Origin of the sequence: Salinicoccus sp. HZC-1, assembly GCF_046736035.1 — a bacterium.
Classification (GTDB): Bacteria; Bacillota; Bacilli; order Staphylococcales; family Salinicoccaceae; genus Salinicoccus.
In genome coordinates this window covers 2,729,922-2,754,656 of the sequence record NZ_CP177130.1, presented here as the reverse complement: position 1 = coordinate 2,754,656, position 24,735 = coordinate 2,729,922, and the positions used below count along the sequence as shown (strand labels likewise).

Genomic DNA, 24,735 nt, shown 5'->3' with positions numbered 1-24,735 from the left:
TTAAAGCTGGGCTGTAAATTGATTTAACATTTCAAGATAATTTCCAATCCAGGAATCGTTTTTAATTTGTAAATTTATCTTCGCTATAATCTTTTCTTTAAATCAATGAGTGAAAGTAATTGAAAAATTGATCGCATGTTTCTAAATGATGGCCCATGTTTATCTTAGTTATATTAAGAAAAACAGACAATACAAATCTATTAGGAGGTTAATTAATGAATACCAAGTCAAAAGTAACACCTGTCTTTTATATTTCCCTTTCCATAGCATTTGTATTTATTCTATGGGGAGCTTTCTTTCCAACAAATGTTGAGACAGTTTTAGGCTACATCAATAACTTTATTTCAAACACATTCGGTTGGGTTTACATGTTGGCAATGACCGGCTTTGTAATCTTTGCACTATTTTTAGTAATCAGTCCATACGGTAAAATCAGACTAGGCAAACAGAACGAAAAAGCACAGTATAGCTATTTCACATGGTTCTCATTCCTGTTTACAGCGGGTATGGGTGTCGGTCTCGTATTCTACGGGGTTACTGAACCACTTACGCACTATTATAACCCGCCTGTATTAGGAGGAGGAGCAACTCCTCAGGCTGCAGAAGAATCATTGCAATACACGTTATTCCATTGGGGATTCCATCCATGGGCAGTATATGCAGTGGTCGGTTTAGCACTTGCATACTTCAACTTCAGACATAATGCACCTTTACTCATGAGTTCAGCACTTTCACCATTACTCGGGAATAGAGTAAATGGCTGGATGGGGACCAGTGTCGACGTTTTAGCTGTATTCGGTACAATCTTCGGTATCGCAACATCACTGGGACTCGGTGCTACACAGATTACGGCCGGTCTCAGCTACAGTTTTGATGCGATTAATAACACGATTCTTACACAGACGATTGTTATCCTTATTATTACAGTTGCCTTTATGATATCGGCATCGACCGGTGTTAATAAAGGGATCCGTTACCTGAGCATGGCCAATGTAATTATCGCAGTTTCGTTGATGGTCTTTGTATTTATCTTTGGTTCATCTATACAAATGATCGAAGCATTTATGACGAACACAGGTAACTACCTTCAAAATTTGGCAAGCATGACGTTTAATATGAATTCATTCGTTGGAGACAGAGGTTTCTTAAATGCATGGACACTATTCTACTGGGCTTGGTGGATTGGCTGGGCTGCCTTCGTCGGCAGTTTCATCGCACGTGTATCACGTGGTAGAACAATCCGCGAATTCATTCTCGGAGTCATCGGGGTACCAGTATTATTCAGTGCCATTTGGTTTGCGATTTTCGGTGTTGCAGGCATTGAAACGGATAATATCCTTGGTGGCGGTCTTTACAGCCTTATGGACACCCAGGGTAATGAAGTTGCACTGTTCGCATTCCTGGAAAACTATCCGGCATCAACAATAATCATGGGAATTGCAGTGTTACTCATTGCATCATTCTTCGTCACTTCAGCAGATAGCGGTACATTCGTGCTGAGTATGCTGACAACAGGCGGCGCTTTAAACCCGCCACTCCAAGTGAAAATAATCTGGGGTGTTATTCTGGCAGGAACAGCTACAGTACTGCTCTGGTCAGGCGGTTTGGCTGCTCTGCAAATGGCAATGCTGATTGCCGCTTTCCCGTTCACTTTTGTAGTTGTTCTGCTCGCAATATCGTTATTCAAAGCCCTCCGCAGCGAATACGATATTATACAGCTTGAAAGAAAACAGCTTGTTTATGAACCGAATTATAAAGAAGAGACCCAAAAAGAGCTGGAAGAGAAACGTGTTGCATTCGAAGAATCACTTCCGGAAGAATCAGTATTGGACGACGAAGAAAAATAAAATTATAAGTAATTGAAGAAGCAGCGATTGCCATCCTAACTATGTGGCAATCGCTGCATTTTTATGGCATAAATTCTGAAGGGATAGTGTAGAAAGGTTATGGAAGCAGTCATTTATAACTTGCTGACCGGGAAAATTATAGATGTGAGTATAATGTGTTGAATCATTCCTCGTTATCCAATAAACATCTTAGCTTAATCTCCCCATCCTCATCTTCCATGATGTAATCAATGATGAATCTGGCCGCCTTTTTCCTCTGTTCATAGGAATAAGGGAGATTTTCAGTGTCATCCACCAATGCGTGATACAGTGCGTAGGGGGTCATCTGATTTGTTTCCAATAAAGCTCTGTATCTATCCGCTGTAAAATTATCGATGTTAAAATGACTGCCCGACGTGATCATTTTATATGCCGGATAATTTAAAATGGATTGCAGAATAATGAGCATCGTAAAATTATTGAGATAGTAGATGGAACTATCCAAGTCTTTCATCTCATCAATATAAAAATGTGATAGCAGCTGGAACGACTTGAGTGCATCATATTTATTTGTATTATTGATGTTGTCTTCAATTCTTTCTTTCAGTACGCCGATGACAATTTCATTGGATGTTCTGTTTGGGTGTTTGAGATAATAGTCATAGGCTTCATATACACTTATGTGGCCATTAAAGTGAAAATAGTTTATGAACTCAGTTTGATTTAAGAATGACTTAAATTCGTTCTTTACGGAATATACACTTTCCAAACCTTCGTTTTTTAAATCAATGATATACCGGTTCTCTATAATCCTTTCAATCAGTACACTTTTATTCCCTGAGACTTTTATGTCACTGTGTTCCAGCAAATTCTTCAATTCAGGGACTTTTAATTTCCTTAAGACTACCGATAAATCATCGTTTTCATAAATGATTCCTCTGTTTATGAGGCGTCCTATTAAATTTTCCGCTTTCGATGAATATTGAGTAAGCCAGAAGTCATATTCAGTTGCTTCGCCATGGGTCCTGCCATTAACGAAGTGCATGTATAGAACTTCGATTGCACTTAACTTCATTACCCTCACATCCTTTATATACAGTTTACATTTTAAGGACAGAAAAGTAATGTACGAATCGTTTTAATGATTATAGAGTTAAGGTTTACATACTTCTGGAAGTGATATAAGAGTTATTATAGAAAAGAGGATGATATTTATGGGACTGTTTAACTTTTTCAAGAAGGATAGGGAGCCGTTGAATGAAGCGCCTGTGGAGGAATACTGGTCGCTGACTACAAATGCCAAAGAGATTACGGATCCTGCGTGGGAACAGGTCGAAGCGGCAGTAAAAAGTGCATTGCCTGAGCAGGATATTTTTGCCTCTCTCGGCTACATGAATTCAGGGTTGGAGATTGAGATTATCCAGGTGACGGGCGGAGAGGGTATTTATCGATTTGAGGCGCTTCCACCAGAAGGATCTTATGATTACGGAGACATTTATATTAATGACAGAATCAGTTATGATGAAGCAATCGGATTTTTTAAAGAATTTTATGAGAATCAGCGAGTTGTCGGCTACAGAAGCTGGGAAACGATGAAAATTTAATGTATAAAAAGAGATATTGCCCGGGCAATATCTCTTTTAAGAAAGTACTGGGCTGGGACCAGCAGTTTTTCGGTTTAGCTCTCTTTGGCAGATAATAGTATCTGGCTTGTTTCGGGAATGTCATAGCTGATCTATAAAATATAAAGCTTTATTTTCTTCCCTGCCGGCATGACACCGCACAGCAGAACGCTATGCTTCATGGTATTTCCCCATTTCATGTTGTAAAATAATCATTTTTAGTATAGAATTTATAAAGTTGAATTTGGAAGTTATTTTTATCACAGGTTCGCAAACTCCCTGTATAAAAAACTAAGGAGATTGATATCATTAAAAATAGAACATTGATTTATAATGCGTTGCTTGCCGCACTGTATGTTGCGACGACGGTGATCAACCCGATCGGGACGATGGCGATCCAGATACGGGTCAGTGAGATGCTCGCAGTCATTCCGTTTTTCAACCGTCAGTACATTCCGGGCATCATTTTAGGTGTGGGTATCGCCAACCTGTTCTCCGGCCTGGGTTTCATGGACGTACTGGTGGGTGTCGGCATTGCCGTTATTTCCTATACGATCAGTTACTTCGTTAAAAATATCTGGGTAAACGTCGGACAGTACAGCATACTCTGCGGTATTTTCGTGGGTTTGATGCTATGGATGGTGCTTGGCATACCATTTTGGTTCAGCTTTATCACCATTACGATCTCGACATTGATGACGACTTCAATCGGAGCGTTTGTATTCTCGAAAATCGGTGACAGGATTCTGCCGGCAATAAAATAGAAGCATTTTTTATCAGGTCCAATGCTGCCGGTGACATAAACATCTGCAGCATTGGATTTTTATTATAAAGCCTCGTTTTACTGTATTTCCCGGGCAATAACTCTTATTTCAATTTCTTCATCGCATCAGCGACTTTATGTGCATTCGGATCTTTCTCTTCATATAACTTGTCTATGACATTTTTATAGTCTTTCTCATTTCTATTCTGACTCAGCTTGTATGCGGCCTGGACTTCTTCCACTTTGATTTTGAATCCGACAATACCGTTGATCTGTTTCTTCGTGTCAGCGGATGTATTTTCCCATACTGCACCGTTCTCCTTGTGGCCTTCGTATTTATGCATCAGGCGTTTGAGATCTTCCTTTAATGCATCTTCATCGAGTATTGACGGTGTGCCGTATATGTGGACGGCCTGGTAATTCCATGTCGATACATTTTCGTCTTCATACCATGTGGATGATATATAGGCATGAGGTCCTTGGTATATGATCAGAACTTTGCCTTCCTGCCCTGTGAGGGTCTTCCATTGCGGATTTGCTTTTGCGAAATGGCCGGTGATGTAGGATTCTCCGTCTATTTCAGTCAGTTCCAGCGGCAGGTGTGTTGCTGTGGGCACACCCTGATTGGTGGTTACAATAATCCCAAATGAATTGCTGCGGATAAAATTCCTGACTTCATTCATGTCTGTGACTTCGAAATGCTTTGGAATAAACATAAATAGCCTCCCTGGTATCAGTTTAACGTCTTTTCCATGATCAGATCTGTCTGTTCTTCATCCCCCATATAGAAAGAGTGGGCGCCGGTCTGTATAAATCCTTTTCTTCTATAGAAGTCGAGTGCATTTTCATTCTTTTCCCAAACTCCGAGCCAAATCTTTTCTTTGTCCGATGAGCGGGCGATTTCAAATGTTTTGTCGAGCAGCAGCTTCCCTAGACCGAGCTTTTGGAAGTTCCGGCTGATATAGATTCTTTCCAGTTCGAGCGCCTCTTTTCCCATTTCTTCAGTTTGTGCATCTCCGGTATTCACCTTCAGGTAACCGGCAACTGCATCATTATGATAGACGAAAAAGAATTGGGAGGATGGGTTTCTGAGTTCTGCAGTCAGTTTTTCTTCGGTAAAGGCATTTTTCAAATATGCTCTCATATTTTCCTCTGTATTCTGGTCTCTGAAAGTCTCATCGAATGTATCATAGCTGATTTTCTGGAGTGTTTTTAAATCTTCGAAGGTGCATTTTTCTATTTTGGATGACATCATATCCCCCCTAATGTGTTCATTATCTATTAATATATATATTAATAGTGTCTGTGTAAAAGAATGCGGGTGAATACGCTTGGGAAATGTAAGTCAGTATAGGTTAATTTTCAAGAATCTGGTATATTATAGGGTATTAGATATGATTTAGGAGGCTGTCATGAGAAATACCATTAAACGGTCAGCAGTCATTGCACTGCTTTTAATATTGCTTCCGGTTCCGGGTCTTGCGGCAAACACAGCAGAAGAAACTTCTATTGAAGAATCGGCGGAACAACAGACGACAGAAGAATCGACGGAGCAGCAGATATCTGAAGAAACGACAGAAGAAGCGACAGGAGAGTCGGTTGAAGAGAATTACAACAAGACTGAAGAACCTGCAGATGAATATGTGCACCCGCAGAATGAGCAGCCCCAATATGAGCAGACGACTGAAGAACCTTATCAAAGTTATGAGGAATCCACAGAAGAATTCTATTATGAGGAAGAGACTGCTGAGCAAACGGTGGAGGAATGGACGGAAGAGGTCACCGAGGAAGTGACTGAAGAGATAACAGAAGAACCGACGGAGGAAAGCTATGTCGAACCTGAAACCGTGGAGGAAACGACAGAAGTGACGATTAATAAAGCGGAAGTGGATGAGTTTTCCATTGCAGGGAAGGTCCTTTCTGATGATGTCGGTCTTGAGGGTGTCACTGTCACTTTGACAGGGGACAAGAAAGATGAAGTGACAACCGATGAAAATGGAAATTTCTCTTTTACAGAAGTGCCGTCCGGCGAATATGAACTTCAGGTGGAAACCCCTGAAGGGTACACTGCTGAAAATGAAATGCTCAGCCTGACCGTTGAAGACCGTGGGAAACGCGGTATTACTTTCGTGTTGGAAGAAACACCTGCCGAAGAGAGTATTGAGACGGATGATCAGGTGATGGCGGATCAGGATGGGGGATCTTCAAATAACCTGACTGTGATTCTTGTCGGTGTCGTACTTCTGGCTCTTGTTGCAATTCTATTCATAGTAAGAGCTTTAAGGAGATAAAATACTATAACATGTCAGAAAGTCTAACATATAATGTTAGGCTTTTTAACATGGATTTTGAATATTCGGAAAACAGTTATATAATGTTCCCATACTTTTAAGGAGTGGTTGAACATGGATACACTTTTATTATTTCTCTGTACTTTGCTCGTTTGGTTAATGACGCCTGGTCTCGCTTTATTCTACGGTGGTCTTGTACAATCTAAAAATGTGCTGAACACATCAATGCACAGTATTGCAGCAATTGTTGTCGTAACGTTCACGTGGGTGATACTTGGTTTTTCTTTAAGTTTTGGCGGGAGCAATCTCTGGATTGGTGATTTCTCGTTTATCGGCTTATCCAATGTAGGATTCGAACCAAACCCGGCATTTTCTGAAACTGTTCCATTTGCTTTATATATGCTTTTTCAATTAACGTTTTGTACGATTTCGGTATCGATACTTACAGGTTCTGTCGCTGAACGTATGAAATTCGAACCATTCATTGTGTTTATGGCATTATGGGTCCTATTGGTATACAGTCCGGTTGCCCACTGGGTCTGGGGCGGCGGATGGATTCATTCTATCGGCGCAATAGACTTTGCCGGAGGGACGGTTGTTCATATATCTTCAGGTGTGTCAGGGCTTGTGCTCGCATTATTACTTGGATCAAGAAAACCTGATAATAAAAAACCGCCGCATAATTTAGTCATTACAATGATCGGTGCCATTCTCGTGTGGTTTGGCTGGTTTGGGTTCAACACAGGCAGTGCACTGACATTTGACTCAATCGCAATGTTCGCATTTGTTAACACAGTACTTGCGTCCACAGCTGGAATCGCCGGCTGGAGTTTTGTGGAATGGATAATGAAGGGGAAAGTATCATTGGTCGGTACATTATCCGGTATGCTTGCAGGACTGGTGGTCATTACGCCGGCAGCTGGTTTTGTTACTTACTTCGGAGCACTGGCTTTGGGACTGATTGGAGGCGCAATATGCTTCTTTGCAATCACGAAAATTAAAGTATTGCTTAACTATGACGATGCACTGGATGCATTTGGCTTACACGGTATCGGCGGTATTGTTGGTGCGATCGGTACAGGTGTATTTCAAACGAACGTCGTGAACCCTGATATCGCAAATGGTTTATTGGCCGGCGGTGGGTTCATACCGTTGCTGGTACAGATTATAGCAGTGACAGCAACAATACTTTTCAGTGCAGTCATGACATTCTGCATCGCCAGGACAATAAGCATATTCACTACATTGCGTACAGACGATAAAGAGGAATTAGAAGGTTTGGATAATGTGTTCCATGGCGAAGCAGCATATGAGCAGTCTAAACCATGAAGATAAAATAAAAACCGCTCTGTCGAGCGGTTTTTATTATTTTCCCGTTAAAATTTTTAACTCAAGTTGATTGAATGCATGTTACTTTTCACAACCTTTGAAAGCCTTTACACAACTGTATAGACATGCTATAGTTAAGGCGATATAATCCAAAATAAGAGGAGTGTGGGAAGAATGGCGGTAAACCGCGACGAGGTCAAAAAAATAATAGCAGCAATCGGTGGCGAAGAGAACGTCAATGCAGCAACACACTGTGTAACACGACTGCGTCTTGCCCTGAATGATGAATCCAAAGTGGATAAAGAGAAATTGGACTCCATCGATCTGGTTAAAGGATCATTCGCAGCGAACAACCAGTTCCAAATTGTTATCGGCCAGGGGACCGTTAATGAGGCATTTAAAATCTTTGAAGAAGAAACAGGGAAAGGCGGCGGCTCCAAAGATGAAGTCAAAGCAGCTGCTGCCCAGAAGATGAATCCGTTTCAAAGATTCATCAAGATGCTGGGAGATATCTTTATCCCGATTCTGCCGGCCATCGTTACAGCCGGTCTGCTGCTCGGTTTGAACAACCTGCTTACTTTGCAGGGGCTTTTCTGGGAAAATGATTCCATAATTACCCGTTTCCCCGGCATTGAAGGAATTGCGAGCATGATCAACTTCATTGCCGTGGCGCCATTCATCTTCCTTCCGGTGCTCATCGGCTGGTCTGCAATGAAAGTGTTCGGCGGTAACCCGCTGCTCGGTATTGCACTGGGTGTGGCATTATGTCACCCGGATCTTGCGAGTCAGTACGGATTGTTCGACAGCGAATCCGGCGGGCTTGCGGAAATTCCAACATGGAATGTGTTCGGACTGGAAGTACAGCAGCTGAACTATCAGGGACAGGTCCTGCCGGTGCTTGTGGCAGCATGGGTGCTTGCAAAAGTGGAACTGTTCCTGAATAAGCGTGTGCACGACATGTTCAAACTGCTTGTTGTTGCACCTGTTGCATTAGTGGTTGTCGGTATTCTTACTTATACAATCATTGGTCCGATTACGCTATGGGGCAGCACGCTCATTACGGATGCGATCATCTGGCTGTTTGAAACAGCAGGTATTCTGGGCGGTGCAGTATATGGTTTATTCTATGCGCCGCTTGTCATCACAGGGATGCACCATATGTTCCTTGCTGTCGATCTGCAGCTGATTGGTACAACAGGCTCGACTTTCCTATGGCCGATTCTTGCGATTTCAAATATTGCACAGGGTTCAGCCGCATTCGGTGCATGGATGATCTACCGCGGTCAGAAAAAGAAAAAAGAAGAAGGTCTGGCAATGACTTCAGGTATTTCCGGCTGGCTGGGTGTAACTGAGCCGGCAATGTTCGGTGTGAACCTGCCGCTTAAATACCCGTTCCTTGCCGCAATTTTAACAACGTCTGTAGTCGGCGGTATTTTCGGGGCCAACATGCTGACAGCTTACAGTGTCGGTGTCGGCGGTGTGCCGGGTGTCATTTCGATTACAGATGGATTCTGGCTGCTGTTCTCAATCGGTATGCTGATTGCCATCGTGGTGCCGTTCTTCCTCACACTTCTGTTCTCAAGATTTGTCAAAGAGAAAACAAAAGACATGGTGGACGTAGACTAATTTATATAAAGGGGTTTTTACATTGGCATCCAACGACTGGAGAAAATCGGTTGTTTATCAAATTTATCCGAAATCATTCAATGATACGACAGGAAGCGGAGAAGGGGATATCCCGGGCATCATAGAAAAACTGGATTATTTCAAGACGCTGGGTGTCGATTATGTATGGCTGACACCCGTCTACAGATCCCCGATGAATGACAATGGTTATGATATCAGCGACTACTATGAAGTGAATCCGCAGTTCGGGACAAAAGAGGATCTTAAAGAACTGCTGGAGCAGGCACACGCACGGGGACTTAAAATAATGATGGATATCGTCATCAACCATACGTCGACCTCCCATAACTGGTTCGTTGAATCCAGAAAATCCAAAGATAACAAGTACCGCGATTATTATATTTGGAAGGACGGCACGGAAGCGGGACCGCCTACGAATTGGGAATCCAAATTTGGCGGTAATGCATGGACATATGATGATAAAACCAACCAGTATTACCTGCGGTTATTTGACGTGTCGCAGGCGGATCTTAACTGGGAGAACGAGAGCTTGCGTAAAGAAATATATGAAATGATCAACTATTGGATCGATTTCGGAGTGGATGGTTTCCGATTCGACGTCGTCAACCTCATTTCGAAAGGCGAATTTAAAAACTCGGACGGTCCCGGCAAGGAGTTCTATACGGATGGTCCGAAAGTGCATGATTACATCAATGAACTCAACCGCAATACTTTCGGTGATAAAGAGGTCATGACGGTGGGTGAAATGTCATCCACCACAATTGATCACTGCCTGAAGTATACAGACCCGAAACGCAATGAGCTGAACTCTGTATTTAACTTCCATCATCTGAAGGTCGATTACCCCGGTGGAGAAAAATGGACACTGGCAAATTATGATTTCATCGAGCTGAAGCGCATCCTTATGGATTGGCAGGTGGCAATGGATGAAGGCGGCGGGTGGAATGCAATCTTCTGGTGCAATCATGACCAGCCGCGCATCATTTCAAGATTTGGGCAGGATGATACGGAGGAAAACCGCGTATTAAGCGGAAAAATGCTCGCCATCGCACTGCATGGACTTAAAGGGACACCTTATATTTACCAGGGCGAAGAAATCGGAATGACAAATCCTAAGTTCACACGGATTGATCAGTACCGTGATGTTGAAAGTCTGAATGCCTACAGTGCGATGAAGGAAAATGGAATGACCAACGCTCAGGTTCTGGATATCCTGGGTTCGAAATCGAGAGACAATGCCAGAACACCGATGCAGTGGAATAAAGACCGGCATGGCGGATTCACGACAGGCGAGCCTTGGATTGATGTTGCTGAAAACTACGCGGATATTAATGTTGAAGCGGCGCTCGAAGATGAAAATTCCATATTCTACACCTATCGGAAACTGATATCACTCCGGCATGAAATGAATCACTTCACCTATGGCAGTGTCATCCCGCATCTTTTAAAAGATGATGCCCTGTTTGTATACGACCGTATATATAATGAAGAAACTGTCACTGTGATTGCCAATTTCAGAAATAAATCAACACCATTTCCGGAGGGTTTTGATACTGAGGGCAAAATCCTCATCTCAAACTATGGAGACAAAAGTACTGAACTCAGACCTTTTGAAGCGTTGATGCTTTATAGACAGACCGTTTAAAAAAATGTATCATTAATGTATTCAATACATGCCAGAAAGCGGTAGGGTGAACGAGATGAATTTGAACAAGTACAACCAGATCTATCAGGATATATCCAACGATATAGCCAGTAGTAAATACACCAAAGATGATGTGTTGCCCTCTGAGCATCGTTTGGTCGAAATGTTCGATGTTTCCAGGGAAACAGTGAGGAAAGCGCTGAACCTTCTCCAGGAGAATGGTTACATTCAGAAGATGAAAGGTAAGGGGTCTGTTGTCATTTACAACCCTTCAATGGACTTCACTGTCTCCCACCTTACGAGTTTTAAAGAAATTCAGCAGCTGAAGACGAAAAAATACTCGACTGCAGTGGTCGAGCTGGAGCAATATCCTGCGGAACGATTTCCAAAAGTGATGGTTGCTTTGAACTTGAACCCCGAGGATAAGATTTGGCAGCTGGTGAGACAGAGAAGATATTCAGGCACTACACATATTGTCGATACAGATTATTTTATTGTTGATATGATACCTGGATTGAATACTAAAATTGCGCAAGACTCCATTTATGAATACATTGAAAAGAAACTGGGACTGGTAATTGCGTATTCTCACAAGGAGATTACATTCGATGCAATGACGGATGATGAAACTAAACTGTTCGATCATACCGATGTACCCTATGTTGCGACAGTCGAGTCCATCGTTCATTTGAATGATGCAAGACCATTCCAGTATAATGTCTCCAAACACCTTGCGAGTGAATTCAGATTCGTGGACTTCTCTAGAAGGTTCCATGGGAGCTGATATATTTACCTTGCATTGAATTACTGATTTTGTTATTATATAGTGTGCCGTGCTAAGTGGGGAGGTAGCGGTGCCCTGTACCTGCAATCCGCTCCAGCAGGACTGAATTCCGTTTCTAAGGACATTCGGTGTGAGGACTGCCTCAAACTCACCAGTGTTGAGATTTCGGTCCTATGCAATAGAACGTCACGAACCATGTCAGGTCCGGAAGGAAGCAGCATTAAGTGGCTTATTCTATGTGCCGTAGGACAGCCGAAGTTGAGCTGGTGGTTTGAGTAACGCTTGTGCCGAGTGTTCGAAGAAACGGTGCACGGTTTACATATCGAATGACTGTATCTAATGATGCAGTCATTTTTTTATTTGTTTTGAGTTATTAGGGCGATATTGCGACATGTGGTATAATAATGGACATAAATTACTAACTACGGAGGTGCTGTTGAATGGAATATCAGGCTTTATACCGGGCTTTCAGACCGCAGACATTCCAGGATGTGGTCGGACAGAAGCACGTAACCAAAACATTGCGCAACGCAATCATCAGGGATAAGGAGTCTCATGCCTATCTGTTCAACGGTCCCCGCGGAACCGGCAAGACAAGTATTGCTAAAATATTTGCGAAAGCACTCAATTGCCGTTTCAGTTCTGAAGGTGAGCCTTGTAATGAATGTGATATTTGTCTGAGCATTACTGAGGGCTCTGCAAATGATGTGATAGAAATTGATGCTGCAAGTAACAATGGTGTCGATGAAATCAGGAATATACGGGAAAAGGTGAAGTACGCGCCGTCTGAAACAAGATATAAGGTGTACATCATCGATGAAGTGCATATGCTGACAACAGGTGCATTCAATGCGCTGCTCAAAACACTCGAAGAGCCGCCGGGGCATGCAATCTTTATACTGGCGACGACAGAGCCCCACAAAATACCGGCAACGATCATTTCAAGATGTCAGCGTTTCGATTTCAAAGCAATCGAGATTAATGAAATCGTCGGCCGGCTCAAATATGTTGCAGATTCGGAATCCCTTGAATATGAAGAAGATGCGATTGAATATATCGCACGTACTTCCGAAGGGGGAATGCGCGATGCCTTAAGCATCATGGACCAGGTAATCGCCTATAGTAACGACTATATTACTTTGGAAGATGCGGTAATGATTACGGGCGGAATTAAATCCGAGGAACTGAATCGCTGGCTCAAGCTTATAGAGCAAAAGGATTCGAGAGAGGCCTTTATTACGTATCATAGATTTATCGATGAAGGAAAAGATCCGACACGTCTGATTCATGAGCTTGTCTACTATATAAGAGATATCATCTTGATGAAGCATTCAGGGGAAGCAGAGGAAGACGTTGCGTTCTATCATACTGAGGATAAAGTGCTCTACGAAATGATAGATGTCCTGAATGATGCAATGGTCATGATGAGATTTTCTGTGAATACAAGTGTCCATCTTGAAGTAGTCATCGTAAAACTGATTCAAGTACTGAATAGAAATGAGCTGGCGGTTGAAACACAAAGTGTCGACCTGTCCCATATTGAACAAAAGTTAACAGAACTCGAACGTCGCCTCTCCAACCAGCCGCAGACAAATCCGGCTCCGGTGCAGGAAAAGAAACAAACGGCTGCTTCATCAAAAGGATTCTTCTCACTGCGTCAGATTGAAAAAGTGCTCGATCATGCGAATAAAGAAGACCTGGTGAAGTTGAAAGATGACTGGCCAAAAGTGTATCAGCATGTCGAGGAAAAAGGGTATCACTCACTCAGATCCCTCATTAAAGATTCAGAACCTGTCGCAGCGAGTGATACACATGTATTGCTTAAGTTTAAAAATGATCTGCACAGTGACTTGATCAATAAGGATGAGAAGAAGCGGGAAGAGCTGGAATCACTCATTCCTTCTATTATAGATAAAGAAGTTAAAGTGGTCGGAGTTCCGGATTCGAGCTGGCTGCAGGTGAGACACGATTACATTCAGGAGAAGAAAGCGAACAAAGAAAAGAAGGAAACGTCCGATGAAAAGAAGCCGTCGGATGTAGCAAAAGAAATATTCGGCAATGATATAGTAGAAACACGGTCGTAATCAGTTTATAAAAACAATCATTTCATATATAATATATAGATAATCATTCTAAACACATTTGGAGGAGAATATCAGTATGAACAATATGCAGGGCATGATGAAACAGATGCAGAAAATGCAGAAGAAAATGCAGGAAGAGCAGGAAAAGCTGAAAGAGGAAAAGGTAGAAGGCACAGCCGGCGGCGGTATGGTCACAGTGACGGTATCCGGACATAAAGAAGTGCTCGACGTGGAAATCTCCGAGGAAGTTATAGATCCTGATGATATTGAAATGCTGCAGGATCTGATCATTGCTGCAACAAATGAAGCAATGACTAAAGCGGATGAGCTCACAAGTGAACGCCTCGGCAAGCATACTAAAGGTATGAACATCCCAGGTATGATGTAATATGCATTATCCAGAACCAATATCCAAGCTGATAGACAGCTTCATGAAACTGCCGGGTATCGGGCCGAAGACAGCCCAGCGCCTGGCATTTTATGTACTTAATATGAAGGAAGACGACGTCGTCAACTTTTCCAGAAGTCTTATGGAAGTGAAAAGAGAGCTTCAATTCTGTTCAATCTGCGGTCATATTACAGATATTGATCCATGTTATATATGCAGCGACAAGAACAGGGACCGGAGTGTTATCTGCGTAGTCCAGGATACGAAAGACGTCATCGCCATGGAAAAGATGCGTGAGTATAAAGGGTTGTATCATGTGTTGCACGGTGCGATCAGTCCGATGGACGGAATAGGACCGGAGGATATCAATGTTCCTTCGTTAATAGAAAGATTAAAGAATGATGAAGTGAAAGAAATCATTCTGGCTACAAATCCGAACATCGAAGGCGAATCGACGGCCATGTATATTTCAAGGCTGGTTAAACCGATCGGCATAAAATCCACGCGGCTTGCAAGCGGTCTGCCGGTAGGCGGAGATTTGGAATATGCCGATGAAGTCACACTGTCCAAAGCAATAGAGCATCGCACGGAGTTATAGAATATACGCGTAATCATGAATGCAGGTTCAGGAGCCGGACAGAATAATGTGCTGATTCCGTGAAAGTTAGAATTTTTACTCCAACTTTTAGGAAGCAGCCGCCTAATGATGGAAGCAGCCCGGCTCTTTCCTTTTTTTAAATTCCCAAAAACGAGACATACCGTATGATGACATGCCCTTGAAAGGATAATAATACACGGATCGATTTTGAGGTGTCATTACAGCTATTGGTACCGATCAACGACAACGATTATAGTGAAAATCCCTTTGCATCGGGATTTTTGGCGCAGAATGAGTTTGGATGGACAAGAGAAAAATAAGAAATAATAGAATCTAAAAACTTTTTTTGAAAAAAGGGTTGCGTTAATAATACAAACCCTGTATAGTAATATCTTGTCGGACGAAATAAAGCACCGACACAACAAATGTGATTAACAACTTTAAAAAGTGTAAAAAAGATGTTGCATCTGATTTTCACTTATGCTATACTAATTAAGTAGTCAACAAAAGCAACACAAAAACGAGAACATTGAAAACTGAATGACAATATGTCAACGTTAATTCCGATAATTAATGAGGTTCAACACAGTTGAACTTCCCGACATTGAGGCGAACAATACAAAACGCAAACAGATACTGTCAGCAGTATCGCGAAGAGCTCTAGACGAGCTTTCCAATTATGGAGAGTTTGATCCTGGCTCAGGATGAACGCTGGCGGCGTGCCTAATACATGCAAGTCGAACGCGAAACCGAGGAGCTTGCTCCTTGGAATCGAGTGGCGGACGGGTGAGTAACACGTAGGCAACCTGCCCATCAGCCGGGGATAACTACGGGAAACCGTAGCTAATACCGGATAACCCTTACTGCCGATGGCGGTAAGTTGAAAGGCGGTCTTCGGGCTGCCGCTGATGGATGGGCCTGCGGCGCATTAGCTAGTTGGTGGGGTAAGGGCCTACCAAGGCGACGATGCGTAGCCGACCTGAGAGGGTGATCGGCCACACTGGGACTGAGACACGGCCCAGACTCCTACGGGAGGCAGCAGTAGGGAATCTTCCGCAATGGACGAAAGTCTGACGGAGCAACGCCGCGTGAGTGAAGAAGGGTTTCGGCTCGTAAAACTCTGTTGTTAAGGAAGAACGCCGGTGAGAGTAACTGCTCACCGGGTGACGGTACTTAACCAGAAAGCCACGGCTAACTACGTGCCAGCAGCCGCGGTAATACGTAGGTGGCAAGCGTTATCCGGAATTATTGGGCGTAAAGCGCGCGTAGGCGGTTTCTTAAGTCTGATGTGAAAGCCCCCGGCTCAACCGGGGAGGGTCATTGGAAACTGGGAGACTTGAGTGCAGAAGAGGAGAGTGGAATTCCATGTGTAGCGGTGAAATGCGCAGAGATATGGAGGAACACCAGTGGCGAAGGCGGCTCTCTGGTCTGTAACTGACGCTGATGTGCGAAAGCGTGGGGATCAAACAGGATTAGATACCCTGGTAGTCCACGCCGTAAACGATGAGTGCTAAGTGTTAGGGGGTTTCCGCCCCTTAGTGCTGCAGCTAACGCATTAAGCACTCCGCCTGGGGAGTACGGCCGCAAGGTTGAAACTCAAAGGAATTGACGGGGACCCGCACAAGCGGTGGAGCATGTGGTTTAATTCGAAGCAACGCGAAGAACCTTACCAAATCTTGACATCCTCTGACAGCCATGGAGACATGGTTTCCCTTCGGGGCAGAGTGACAGGTGGTGCATGGTTGTCGTCAGCTCGTGTCGTGAGATGTTGGGTTAAGTCCCGCAACGAGCGCAACCCTTATTACTAGTTGCCAGCATTCAGTTGGGCACTCTAGTGAGACTGCCGGTGACAAACCGGAGGAAGGTGGGGATGACGTCAAATCATCATGCCCCTTATGATTTGGGCTACACACGTGCTACAATGGGCAGGAACAAAGGGCAGCGAGACCGCGAGGTTCAGCGAATCCCATAAAACTGCTCTCAGTTCGGATTGGAGTCTGCAACTCGACTCCATGAAGCTGGAATCGCTAGTAATCGTGGATCAGAATGCCACGGTGAATACGTTCCCGGGTCTTGTACACACCGCCCGTCACACCACGAAAGTCAGTAACACCTGAAGCCGGTGGGCTAACCCTTTTGGGAAGCAGCCGTCGAAGGTGGGACCGATGATTGGGGTGAAGTCGTAACAAGGTAGCCGTATCGGAAGGTGCGGCTGGATCACCTCCTTTCTAAGGAATATTACGGAGCGGAATTGACGTTTGACATATTGTATTCAGTTTTGAATGTTTTCTGTATTTACAGAAGCATTCGCAAAATATGTACATTGAAAACCGGATAGAGAAGCAATAAATGATTTTTAACCGAAAATCAAAGCGTAGAAAACCGAGAACTAAGATTTAAAAGAGTTCAAAAAACACGCGTTGTATCGCTGTAGGAGCGATACACTCACAAATTCATTGCGATTAAGTAATGAAGGGCGCACGGTGGATGCCTTGGCACTAAGAGCCGATGAAGGACGGAACCAACACCGATATGCTTCGGGGAGCTGTAAGTAGGCGTTGAACCGAAGATTTCCGAATGGGGGAACCCAGCACATTTTTATGTGTTACCGGTCAGTGAATACATAGCTGACGCGGAGGTAGACCCGGGGAACTGAAACATCTCATTACCCGGAGGAAGAGAAAGAAAAATCGATTCCCTGAGTAGCGGCGAGCGAAACGGGAAGAGCCCAAACCAGCTTCGGCTGGGGTTGTAGGACACCGATAATCGGTGGAATGTAAAGCTGAATGGTCTGGAAAGGCCGACCGCAGGGGGTAACAGTCCCGTAGGCATCATACATTCCACCGAGCGGTGGATCCTGAGTACGGCGGAACACGAGGAATTCCGTCGGAATCCGGGAGGACCATCTCCCAAGGCTAAATACTCCTTAGTGACCGATAGTGAACCAGTACCGTGAGGGAAAGGTGAAAAGCACCCCGGAAGGGGAGTGAAATAGATCCTGAAACCGTGTGCCTACAAGTAGTCAGAGCCCGTTAATGGGTGATGGCGTGCCTTTTGTAGAATGAACCGGCGAGTTGTGATTACATGCAAGGTTAAGCAGCGAATGCGGAGCCGCAGCGAAAGCGAGTCTGAAGAGGGCGACAGAGTATGTGATTGCAGACCCGAAACCAGGTGATCTACCCATGTCCAGGCTGAAGTCCAGGTAACACTGGATGGAGGGCCGAACCGACTTACGTTGAAAAGTGACCGGATGAGGTGTGGGTAGCGGAGAAATTCCAATCGAACCTGGAGATAGCTGGTTCTCTCCGAAATATATTTAGGTATAGCCTCATGACAGCATCGTGGAGGTAGAGCACTGTTTGGACGAGGGGCCCATCCCGGGTTACCGAATTCAGACAAACTCCGAATGCCATCGATGCGATTCATGGGAGTCAGACAGCGGGTGATAAGGTCCGTTGTCGAGAGGGAAACAGCCCAGACCACCAGTTAAGGTCCCAAAATATATGTTAAGTGGAAAAGGATGTGGCGTTGCACAGACAACTAGGATGTTGGCTTAGAAGCAGCCATCATTTAAAGAGTGCGTAATAGCTCACTAGTCAAGTGACGCTGCGCCGAAAATGTACCGGGGCTAAACATATTACCGAAACTGTGGATTAATGTATATTAATGGTAGGAGAGCGTTCCAATGGCAGAGAAGCATGATCGTGAGGACATGTGGAGCGATTGGAAGTGAGAATGCCGGTGTGAGTAGCGAAAGACGGGTGGGAATCCCGTCCACCGAATGACTAAGGTTTCCAGAGGAAGGCTCGTCCGCTCTGGGTTAGTCGGGACCTAAGCCGAGGCAGAGATGCGTAGGCGATGGCCAACAGGCAGAAATTCCTGTACCGGTGATATCCGTTTGAGTGATTGTGGTGACGCAGTAGGATAGATGGAGCGTGCGAAAGGTAGAGCACGTTCAAGCAGTGAGTGGTCAGGGCAGGCAAATCCGCCCTGTGATACCATGAGCTGTGATGAGGAGCCGAAAATAGTAGGCGAAGCCATTGATTTCACACTGCCAAGAAAAGCCGCTAGCGAGGATGATCACCGCCCGTACCGTAAACCGACACAGGTAGTTGGGAAGAGAATTCTAAGGTGAGCGAGCGAACTCTCGTTAAGGAACTCGGCAAAATGACCCCGTAACTTCGGGAGAAGGGGTGCTCATAGAGATATGAGCCGCAGTGAATAGGCCCAAGCGACTGTTTATCAAAAACACAGGTCTCTGCCAAACCGAAAGGTGAAGTATAGGGGCTGACGCCTGCCCGGTGCTGGAAGGTTAAGAGGAGCGCTCAGCGTAAGCGAAGGTGCGAATCGAAGCCCCAGTAAACGGCGGCCGTAACTATAACGGTCCTAAGGTAGCGAAATTCCTTGTCAGGTAAGTTCTGACCCGCACGAAAGGCGCAACGATTTGGGCACTGTCTCAACGAGAGGCTCGGTGAAATCATAGTACCTGTGAAGATGCAGGTTACCCGCGACAGGACGGAAAGACCCCGTGGAGCTTTACTGTAACCTGATATTGAATCTGGACCTCACCTGTACAGGATAGGTGGGAGCCAAAGAAGTGTGGACGCCAGTCTACATGGAGGCAGTGGTGGGATACCACCCTGGTGATGTTGAGATTCTAACCCGCGCCCGTAATCCGGGCGGGAGACAGTGTCAGGTGGACAGTTTGACTGGGGCGGTCGCCTCCTAAAGAGTAACGGAGGCGCTCAAAGGTTCCCTCAGAATGGTTGGAAATCATTCATAGAGTGTAAAGGTATAAGGGAGCTTGACTGCGAGACATACAGGTCGAGCAGGGTCGAAAGACGGACTTAGTGATCCGGTGGTTCCGCATGGAAGGGCCATCGCTCAACGGATAAAAGCTACCCCGGGGATAACAGGCTTATCTCCCCCAAGAGTTCACATCGACGGGGAGGTTTGGCACCTCGATGTCGGCTCATCGCATCCTGGGGCTGTAGTCGGTCCCAAGGGTTGGGCTGTTCGCCCATTAAAGCGGTACGCGAGCTGGGTTCAGAACGTCGTGAGACAGTTCGGTCCCTATCCGTCGTGGGCGTAGGAAATTTGAGAGGCGCTGTCCTTAGTACGAGAGGACCGGGATGGACATACCACTGGTGTACCAGTTGTCGTGCCAACGGCATCGCTGGGTAGCTATGTATGGCCGGGATAAGTGCTGAAAGCATCTAAGCATGAAGCCCCCCTCAAGATGAGATTTCCCCATTAGATCCCTCAGAGATGATGAGGTAGATAGGTTCGGCGTGTACGTGTGGCAACACATTCAGCGGACGAATACTAATCGATCGATGACTTATTCAAGAATTTAATGAAGAAACCGTGTTCGGTTTCTGCGCGAGATATTGCTTCTATCCGGTTTTGAATGTGACATATCACATTCCCCATATGTAAGACACTGTCCGGCGGCGATGGCGGAGAGGCCACACCTGTTCCCATGCCGAACACAGCAGTTAAGCTCTCCAGCGCCGATGGTAGTTGGATGAACGTCCCGTGAGAGTAGGACGCTGCCGGGCAGTACAGAATGAATAGTATGGATGCGATGAGCCGCATTGAGACCTTTAGAGGTCTCTTTTTTTTCTTCTATTTTATCCATATCAATATCTTCTGAGTATTAGCTATCCTTTACACATAATGGTTTTGTGGAAGAATTCATTGGATAACAACTAAGGTCCTCTCATAAGCCTTGGTACTTTCTGACAATCATGTTATAAATAAAGTGGTGAGGAATATGAATCTATATAAAACTATTGAAAATATGTTGAATGATGGAAAACCGTATATATCCATGCATGTACCCGGGCATAAAAACAATACTATCGGCTATCTCTCTATGATTGATGCCCGCTTTGACATGACTGAGATCGATGGTCTGGATGATTTGCATGAACCAGAGGGAATTCTAAAAAAGATCAATCAGAACCTGAGCCAGAAATATCCGGGTTATATTGCCCAGATGATGGTGAATGGGACGACGAATGGTATGATATCAGCAATTTTCGCCCTGAAGAATAAGACTGTAAGATTCGTGATTGTCGACCATGCGCATAAGTCCGTTTATCACGGAATGCAGCTGACAGGGGCCGATTACATCGAAGCAGCATCAGCAGAATTGTTCGACTTGCAAATAAACGCCGGAGATACCATAATCCTGACATATCCTACATACACAGGAGATACGATTGATGTGCAGGCAATCATCGCGTACGCCCACCGGCATAATGCCCGTGTAATTACGGATGAAGCCCATGGTGCGCATTTTGATATAGTGCCGGGATTTCCGGAGTCCTCGATGAAGCACGACTCGGATATTACGATCCAGTCCTACCATAAGATGTTGCCGGCATTGACGATGGCCTCTGTTATCTTCACAAAATCGCAACCCCTCCACGATGAAGTGATGAAGTATATAAACTACTTTGAAACATCGAGCCCGTCTTATTTAGTGATGCTTTCTATTGAAAGTGCCCATGAATTTTATAAAACGTACCATCCGGAGAGTTTTTTTGAAAACCGCTCAGTCATTATAGAGGCATTAAGAAAACAGAAGCTCACTGTAGAAAAAAAGGCCGACCCTGCAAAAATCCTGCTCAGCCACCCGGAACTATCATCATACAAGCTGGCAAAAATCCTGGCAGAACAGCATCATATCCATCATGAAATGGTGACAGATGAAGGTGTATTGTGGTGTCTGCCGCTGTTCCATAGAGGAGATAGATATCCACTTGAGACGCTTATCCACCGTATTGGCGATATCACTAGAGATTCCGGCATTCCGATGCAGAGCGTACAAAACATAGAAAGCAAAGAAACCGCAAGGCTTTTATCAGACGTCCGGGTTCTTCTCAATAATGTGTGCAGACGGAACATTGTACCGTATCCGCCGGGGATTCCGCTTGTACGTGAAGGTGAGGTTATCACTGAAGAGCATATTAAAACGATTACGCATAATATGTATAATCGTGTTAGAATAGAGGGTGTAAAGCACAATCTAGAACATTACAAAAATGAGGAAAGTTAATGGGTCATTTCATTACATTTGAAGGTCCGGAAGGCTCCGGAAAGACAACGATAATTTCTAAAGTATATGAACAGCTTGTAAAAACATATGATGCGATTGTTACGCGTGAACCTGGAGGCATTGCGATCAGTGAATTGATCAGAGAGATTCTGCTCGCAAAAGGCAATGACATGGATGCACGTACTGAAGCGTTATTGTTCGCAGCAGCCAGGCGTCAGCATCTTATTGAAAAAGTGGTTCCGGCACTTAAAGCAGATAAGATTGTTCTCTGCGATCGTTTCGTAGACAGTTCCATTGCATATCAGGGGTTTGCAAGAGGCATAGGTACAGATGAGGTTATGAGCATCAATCGTTTTGCCATTGAAGATTACATGCCGGATTTGACAATTTATCTGAAGCTCGATCCTGAAGTTGGACTTCGTCGTATAGAAAGTAATAATCGCGACCACAACAGACTGGATGCAGAAGAAATTAGTTTTCATAGAGATGTTGTTTTGGGGTATAATGAATTATCAGATAATAATCCAGAACGCATTAAGATAGTGGATGCGGATCAGTCTCCTGAAAAGGTTGCTGCTGATGCATTGGAAATAATCAACCAATATTTGGAACAAGGAGTGAATCAGTCATGAAAATGGTTATCGCAATTGTTCAGGATCATGACAGTCAGAGGTTGGCAGACAGGCTGACTAAAAATGACTTTAGAAATACCAAGCTTGCTTCAACAGGCGGATTTTTAAGAGCAGGAAACACAACATTCCTATGTGGTGTGGATGATGCACGTGTCGATGAACTGCTCAGACTGTTGGATGATACTTGTGGAAACAGGGAACAGACAGTGGCGCCTGTGACTCCAATGGGAGGCAATGCGGATTCCTATATCCCATATCCAGTCGAGGTTGAAGTTGGTGGAGCAACAGTATTTGTTCTGCCTATTGAACAATTTGAAAGATTTTAAGCGGTTTAGTGTATGAGTATACAGACAGGAAGCGTAGAACAGCAGCTGAACCGGATCATTGAAAGCGGAAGGCTCAGTCATACCTACATGTTTGAGGGGGATGCCATTGAAACTTTGAGGCGTCATAGTGAATTCTTTGCCCTCAAAATTCTAGGGGACACACCGCGGAACGAAACGCTTATTTCGGAAGGGAATCATCCTGACTATTTTTATCTTCGAACTGATGAAACGGCGATCAAAAAAGAAGCAGTCGAAGATTTGGTACGCAGGATGAACCGTAAACCTACCGAATCAGATTATAAAGTTTATGTAATTGAAGCATTTGAGAAACTAACACCCCAGGCAGAAAACAGCGTCTTGAAATTTCTTGAAGAACCACCGGAAAAGACAATAGCAATCCTGCTTACAATAGATAAGAGCAGTATTTTGCCTACCATTCATTCGAGATCACAGCATATTCATATAAAAGGTGAAAAAGATGACCGTATTAAGTTTTTGGAACATCTCAATGATGCAGAACTTAACACAGTCGATGTGCTGGCGCTCAATGCACAGCATGTCAAAGACCTTGGTGAAAATTTCTCTGCGATGAGAAAAGCGGCGATTGAGTTTTCAGCTAAATGGATTGGCAATCATCCTTTAGTGCTCATAGATATTAAGCCGGTCATCGATATATGCGGAGAACGCAGGGATTATATGCTGATGCTCCAGCTGATTGATGGTTTTGTCCGTCAGTCCATGCATGCAGCGCTCGAACTCGAAAGCTATAAACCCTTCGGTGATGAACAGGTGAACGGCAAAAACTCTATAAAACGGCTGGCTAAAATGTTGGATGAGATTCAAACAGCAAACCGGATGCTGCAGGCCAACGTCCACCCGATGCTCGTATTTGAAAGTATGGTTATCTGCTCGAAAGGTTGAATAATATGATAGAACTCATCACTGCTACTCAGCTGGATTACTTTGATAATATTTATATTGAAAGTGGCCGGGTGACGGCAGAACGCGATGATTATATAATCGCAGAAACGAAACGGGGCACAGAATTACTGCGTGTCGTTAAAGGAAATCACAAAATCCCTAAAGATAATATAGTGGAATCAGATGGAAAATCTGTACGCACAGCAACAGAAGAGGATCTTGAAAAGTACCATGAAAACCAAAGAATGTCCGAAACAGCGATGGAATTCTGTAAATCTGCAATAGAGACCGAAAAATTGGAAATGAATCTGGTGAATGCAAAGTATACCCTGGATTGTAAAAAACTGATTTTTAATTTTACAGCAGATGAACGCGTCGATTTCAGAGGTTTAGTCCGTGTTCTGGCAAACCGTTTTAAAACACGCATAGAATTGCGTCAAATTGGTGTCCGAGATGAGGCGAAGTATCTCGGCGGTATCGGCCCGTGTGGCCGTGCGCATTGCTGTTCCACGTTCCTGGGCGACTTTGTGCCAGTGAGCATACAGATGGCGAAGAACCAGGATCTCTCCCTCAGTCCGACTAAAATTTCAGGTGCCTGCGGCCGCCTGATGTGCTGCCTCAACTATGAAGATGAGTATTATGAAGATGCCCGTGAAAAAATGCCGGATGTGGGCCAGACGATCAATACGCCGGATGGCCGCGGACTCGTAGTGGGTATGAACATCTTGGATCTGGTCGTTAAAGTTAAATATAAAGACGATTACATCCGCGAATTCCACTGCGATGAACTAGATGCAGTCGGAGAGGTGTAAA

Annotated in this window: 19 protein-coding genes, 3 rRNA genes, 1 other RNA gene and 1 riboswitch; of the genes, 20 read left to right on the top strand and 3 right to left on the bottom strand. The window is 44.4% G+C overall.

The window, feature by feature from the left end:
* The first annotated feature begins 215 nt into the window (after nt 1-215).
* Nucleotides 216-1,847 carry a BCCT family transporter gene (locus ACKRAT_RS14280; RefSeq protein WP_411843034.1) on the top strand — a complete coding sequence of 544 codons (1,632 nt, stop codon included), beginning with the start codon at nt 216-218 and terminating at the stop codon, nt 1,845-1,847.
* Nucleotides 1,848-2,010: 163 nt separating this feature from the next.
* Here ACKRAT_RS14280 and ACKRAT_RS14275 read toward each other — a convergent pair whose 3' ends face one another.
* Complete coding sequence (locus ACKRAT_RS14275; protein WP_411843033.1) at nt 2,011-2,901, bottom strand: SAP domain-containing protein; 891 nt, start codon at nt 2,899-2,901, stop codon at nt 2,011-2,013.
* 139 nt (nt 2,902-3,040) lie between these two features.
* On the opposite strand from ACKRAT_RS14275, the gene ACKRAT_RS14270 reads away from it, so the two are divergent.
* Entirely contained in the window at nt 3,041-3,430 is a 390-nt protein-coding gene (locus tag ACKRAT_RS14270) for a hypothetical protein (protein ID WP_411843032.1), read from the top strand.
* A 275-nt stretch (nt 3,431-3,705) separates the two neighbouring features.
* A riboswitch (PreQ1 riboswitch) is annotated at nt 3,706-3,749 on the top strand.
* A 22-nt stretch (nt 3,750-3,771) separates the two neighbouring features.
* Entirely contained in the window at nt 3,772-4,212 is a 441-nt protein-coding gene (locus tag ACKRAT_RS14265; protein ID WP_411843031.1) for a QueT transporter family protein, read from the top strand.
* A 103-nt stretch (nt 4,213-4,315) separates the two neighbouring features.
* On the opposite strand, the gene ACKRAT_RS14260 is transcribed toward ACKRAT_RS14265, so the two are convergent.
* Both ACKRAT_RS14260 and ACKRAT_RS14255 read right to left on the bottom strand, forming a co-directional pair.
* Entirely contained in the window at nt 4,316-4,927 is a 612-nt protein-coding gene (locus ACKRAT_RS14260; RefSeq protein WP_411843030.1) for an FMN-binding negative transcriptional regulator, read from the bottom strand.
* 17 nt (nt 4,928-4,944) lie between these two features.
* The gene (locus ACKRAT_RS14255) at nt 4,945-5,463 is read right to left on the bottom strand and encodes a GNAT family N-acetyltransferase (protein ID WP_411843029.1); all 519 of its coding nucleotides are present in this window, start codon (nt 5,461-5,463) and stop codon (nt 4,945-4,947) included.
* Between the two features lie 160 nt (nt 5,464-5,623).
* Here ACKRAT_RS14255 and ACKRAT_RS14250 point away from each other — a divergent pair, with 160 nt between their 5' ends.
* From ACKRAT_RS14250 to ACKRAT_RS14170, 17 genes are all read left to right on the top strand, one after another.
* Nucleotides 5,624-6,502: a carboxypeptidase regulatory-like domain-containing protein gene (locus tag ACKRAT_RS14250; RefSeq protein WP_411843028.1), complete on the top strand. Its 879-nt coding sequence runs from the start codon at nt 5,624-5,626 to the stop codon at nt 6,500-6,502.
* Nucleotides 6,503-6,610: 108 nt separating this feature from the next.
* Nucleotides 6,611-7,831 (top strand): ammonium transporter, encoded by a 1,221-nt coding sequence (locus ACKRAT_RS14245; RefSeq protein WP_411843027.1) that lies wholly within the window; start codon nt 6,611-6,613, stop codon nt 7,829-7,831.
* Nucleotides 7,832-8,005: 174 nt separating this feature from the next.
* Complete coding sequence (gene treP / locus ACKRAT_RS14240; RefSeq protein ID WP_411843026.1) at nt 8,006-9,457, top strand: PTS system trehalose-specific EIIBC component; 1,452 nt, start codon at nt 8,006-8,008, stop codon at nt 9,455-9,457.
* 22 nt (nt 9,458-9,479) lie between these two features.
* On the top strand, nt 9,480-11,123 hold the full coding sequence (gene treC / locus ACKRAT_RS14235; RefSeq protein ID WP_411843025.1) for an alpha,alpha-phosphotrehalase: 1,644 nt from the start codon (nt 9,480-9,482) through the stop codon (nt 11,121-11,123).
* A 55-nt stretch (nt 11,124-11,178) separates the two neighbouring features.
* Nucleotides 11,179-11,907 carry a trehalose operon repressor gene (gene treR / locus ACKRAT_RS14230; protein ID WP_411843024.1) on the top strand — a complete coding sequence of 243 codons (729 nt, stop codon included), beginning with the start codon at nt 11,179-11,181 and terminating at the stop codon, nt 11,905-11,907.
* A 47-nt stretch (nt 11,908-11,954) separates the two neighbouring features.
* Nucleotides 11,955-12,221: signal recognition particle sRNA large type (gene ffs, locus ACKRAT_RS14225), an RNA gene on the top strand.
* Between the two features lie 126 nt (nt 12,222-12,347).
* The gene (gene dnaX / locus ACKRAT_RS14220) at nt 12,348-13,991 is read left to right on the top strand and encodes a DNA polymerase III subunit gamma/tau (RefSeq protein WP_411843023.1); all 1,644 of its coding nucleotides are present in this window, start codon (nt 12,348-12,350) and stop codon (nt 13,989-13,991) included.
* A gap of 76 nt (nt 13,992-14,067) precedes the next feature.
* Entirely contained in the window at nt 14,068-14,379 is a 312-nt protein-coding gene (locus tag ACKRAT_RS14215; RefSeq protein WP_411843022.1) for a YbaB/EbfC family nucleoid-associated protein, read from the top strand.
* 1 nt (nt 14,380) lies between these two features.
* A complete protein-coding gene (gene recR / locus ACKRAT_RS14210; RefSeq protein ID WP_411843021.1) occupies nt 14,381-14,977 on the top strand; it encodes a recombination mediator RecR in 597 nt (198 codons plus the stop codon).
* Nucleotides 14,978-15,653: 676 nt separating this feature from the next.
* Nucleotides 15,654-17,205, top strand: a 16S ribosomal RNA gene (locus ACKRAT_RS14205).
* Between the two features lie 232 nt (nt 17,206-17,437).
* Nucleotides 17,438-20,326: ribosomal RNA gene (locus ACKRAT_RS14200) — 23S ribosomal RNA — on the top strand.
* Between the two features lie 97 nt (nt 20,327-20,423).
* Nucleotides 20,424-20,538 (top strand): 5S ribosomal RNA (rrf, locus tag ACKRAT_RS14195).
* The 16S, 23S and 5S rRNA genes sit together here, the layout of an rRNA operon.
* A gap of 215 nt (nt 20,539-20,753) precedes the next feature.
* Nucleotides 20,754-22,043 carry a hypothetical protein gene (locus tag ACKRAT_RS14190; RefSeq protein WP_411843020.1) on the top strand — a complete coding sequence of 430 codons (1,290 nt, stop codon included), beginning with the start codon at nt 20,754-20,756 and terminating at the stop codon, nt 22,041-22,043.
* Entirely contained in the window at nt 22,043-22,675 is a 633-nt protein-coding gene (gene tmk / locus ACKRAT_RS14185) for a dTMP kinase (RefSeq protein ID WP_411843019.1), read from the top strand. Before ACKRAT_RS14190 ends, tmk begins: the two co-directional genes overlap by 1 nt.
* Nucleotides 22,672-23,001, top strand: a complete 330-nt coding sequence (locus ACKRAT_RS14180) for a cyclic-di-AMP receptor (RefSeq protein ID WP_411843018.1) — start codon at nt 22,672-22,674, stop codon at nt 22,999-23,001. The genes tmk and ACKRAT_RS14180 overlap by 4 nt, the downstream gene beginning before the upstream one ends.
* Before the next feature lie 12 nt (nt 23,002-23,013).
* Entirely contained in the window at nt 23,014-23,922 is a 909-nt protein-coding gene (locus ACKRAT_RS14175; protein ID WP_411843017.1) for a hypothetical protein, read from the top strand.
* 5 nt (nt 23,923-23,927) lie between these two features.
* Nucleotides 23,928-24,734: a stage 0 sporulation family protein gene (locus ACKRAT_RS14170; RefSeq protein ID WP_411843016.1), complete on the top strand. Its 807-nt coding sequence runs from the start codon at nt 23,928-23,930 to the stop codon at nt 24,732-24,734.
* The last annotated feature ends 1 nt before the right edge of the window (nt 24,735 follow it).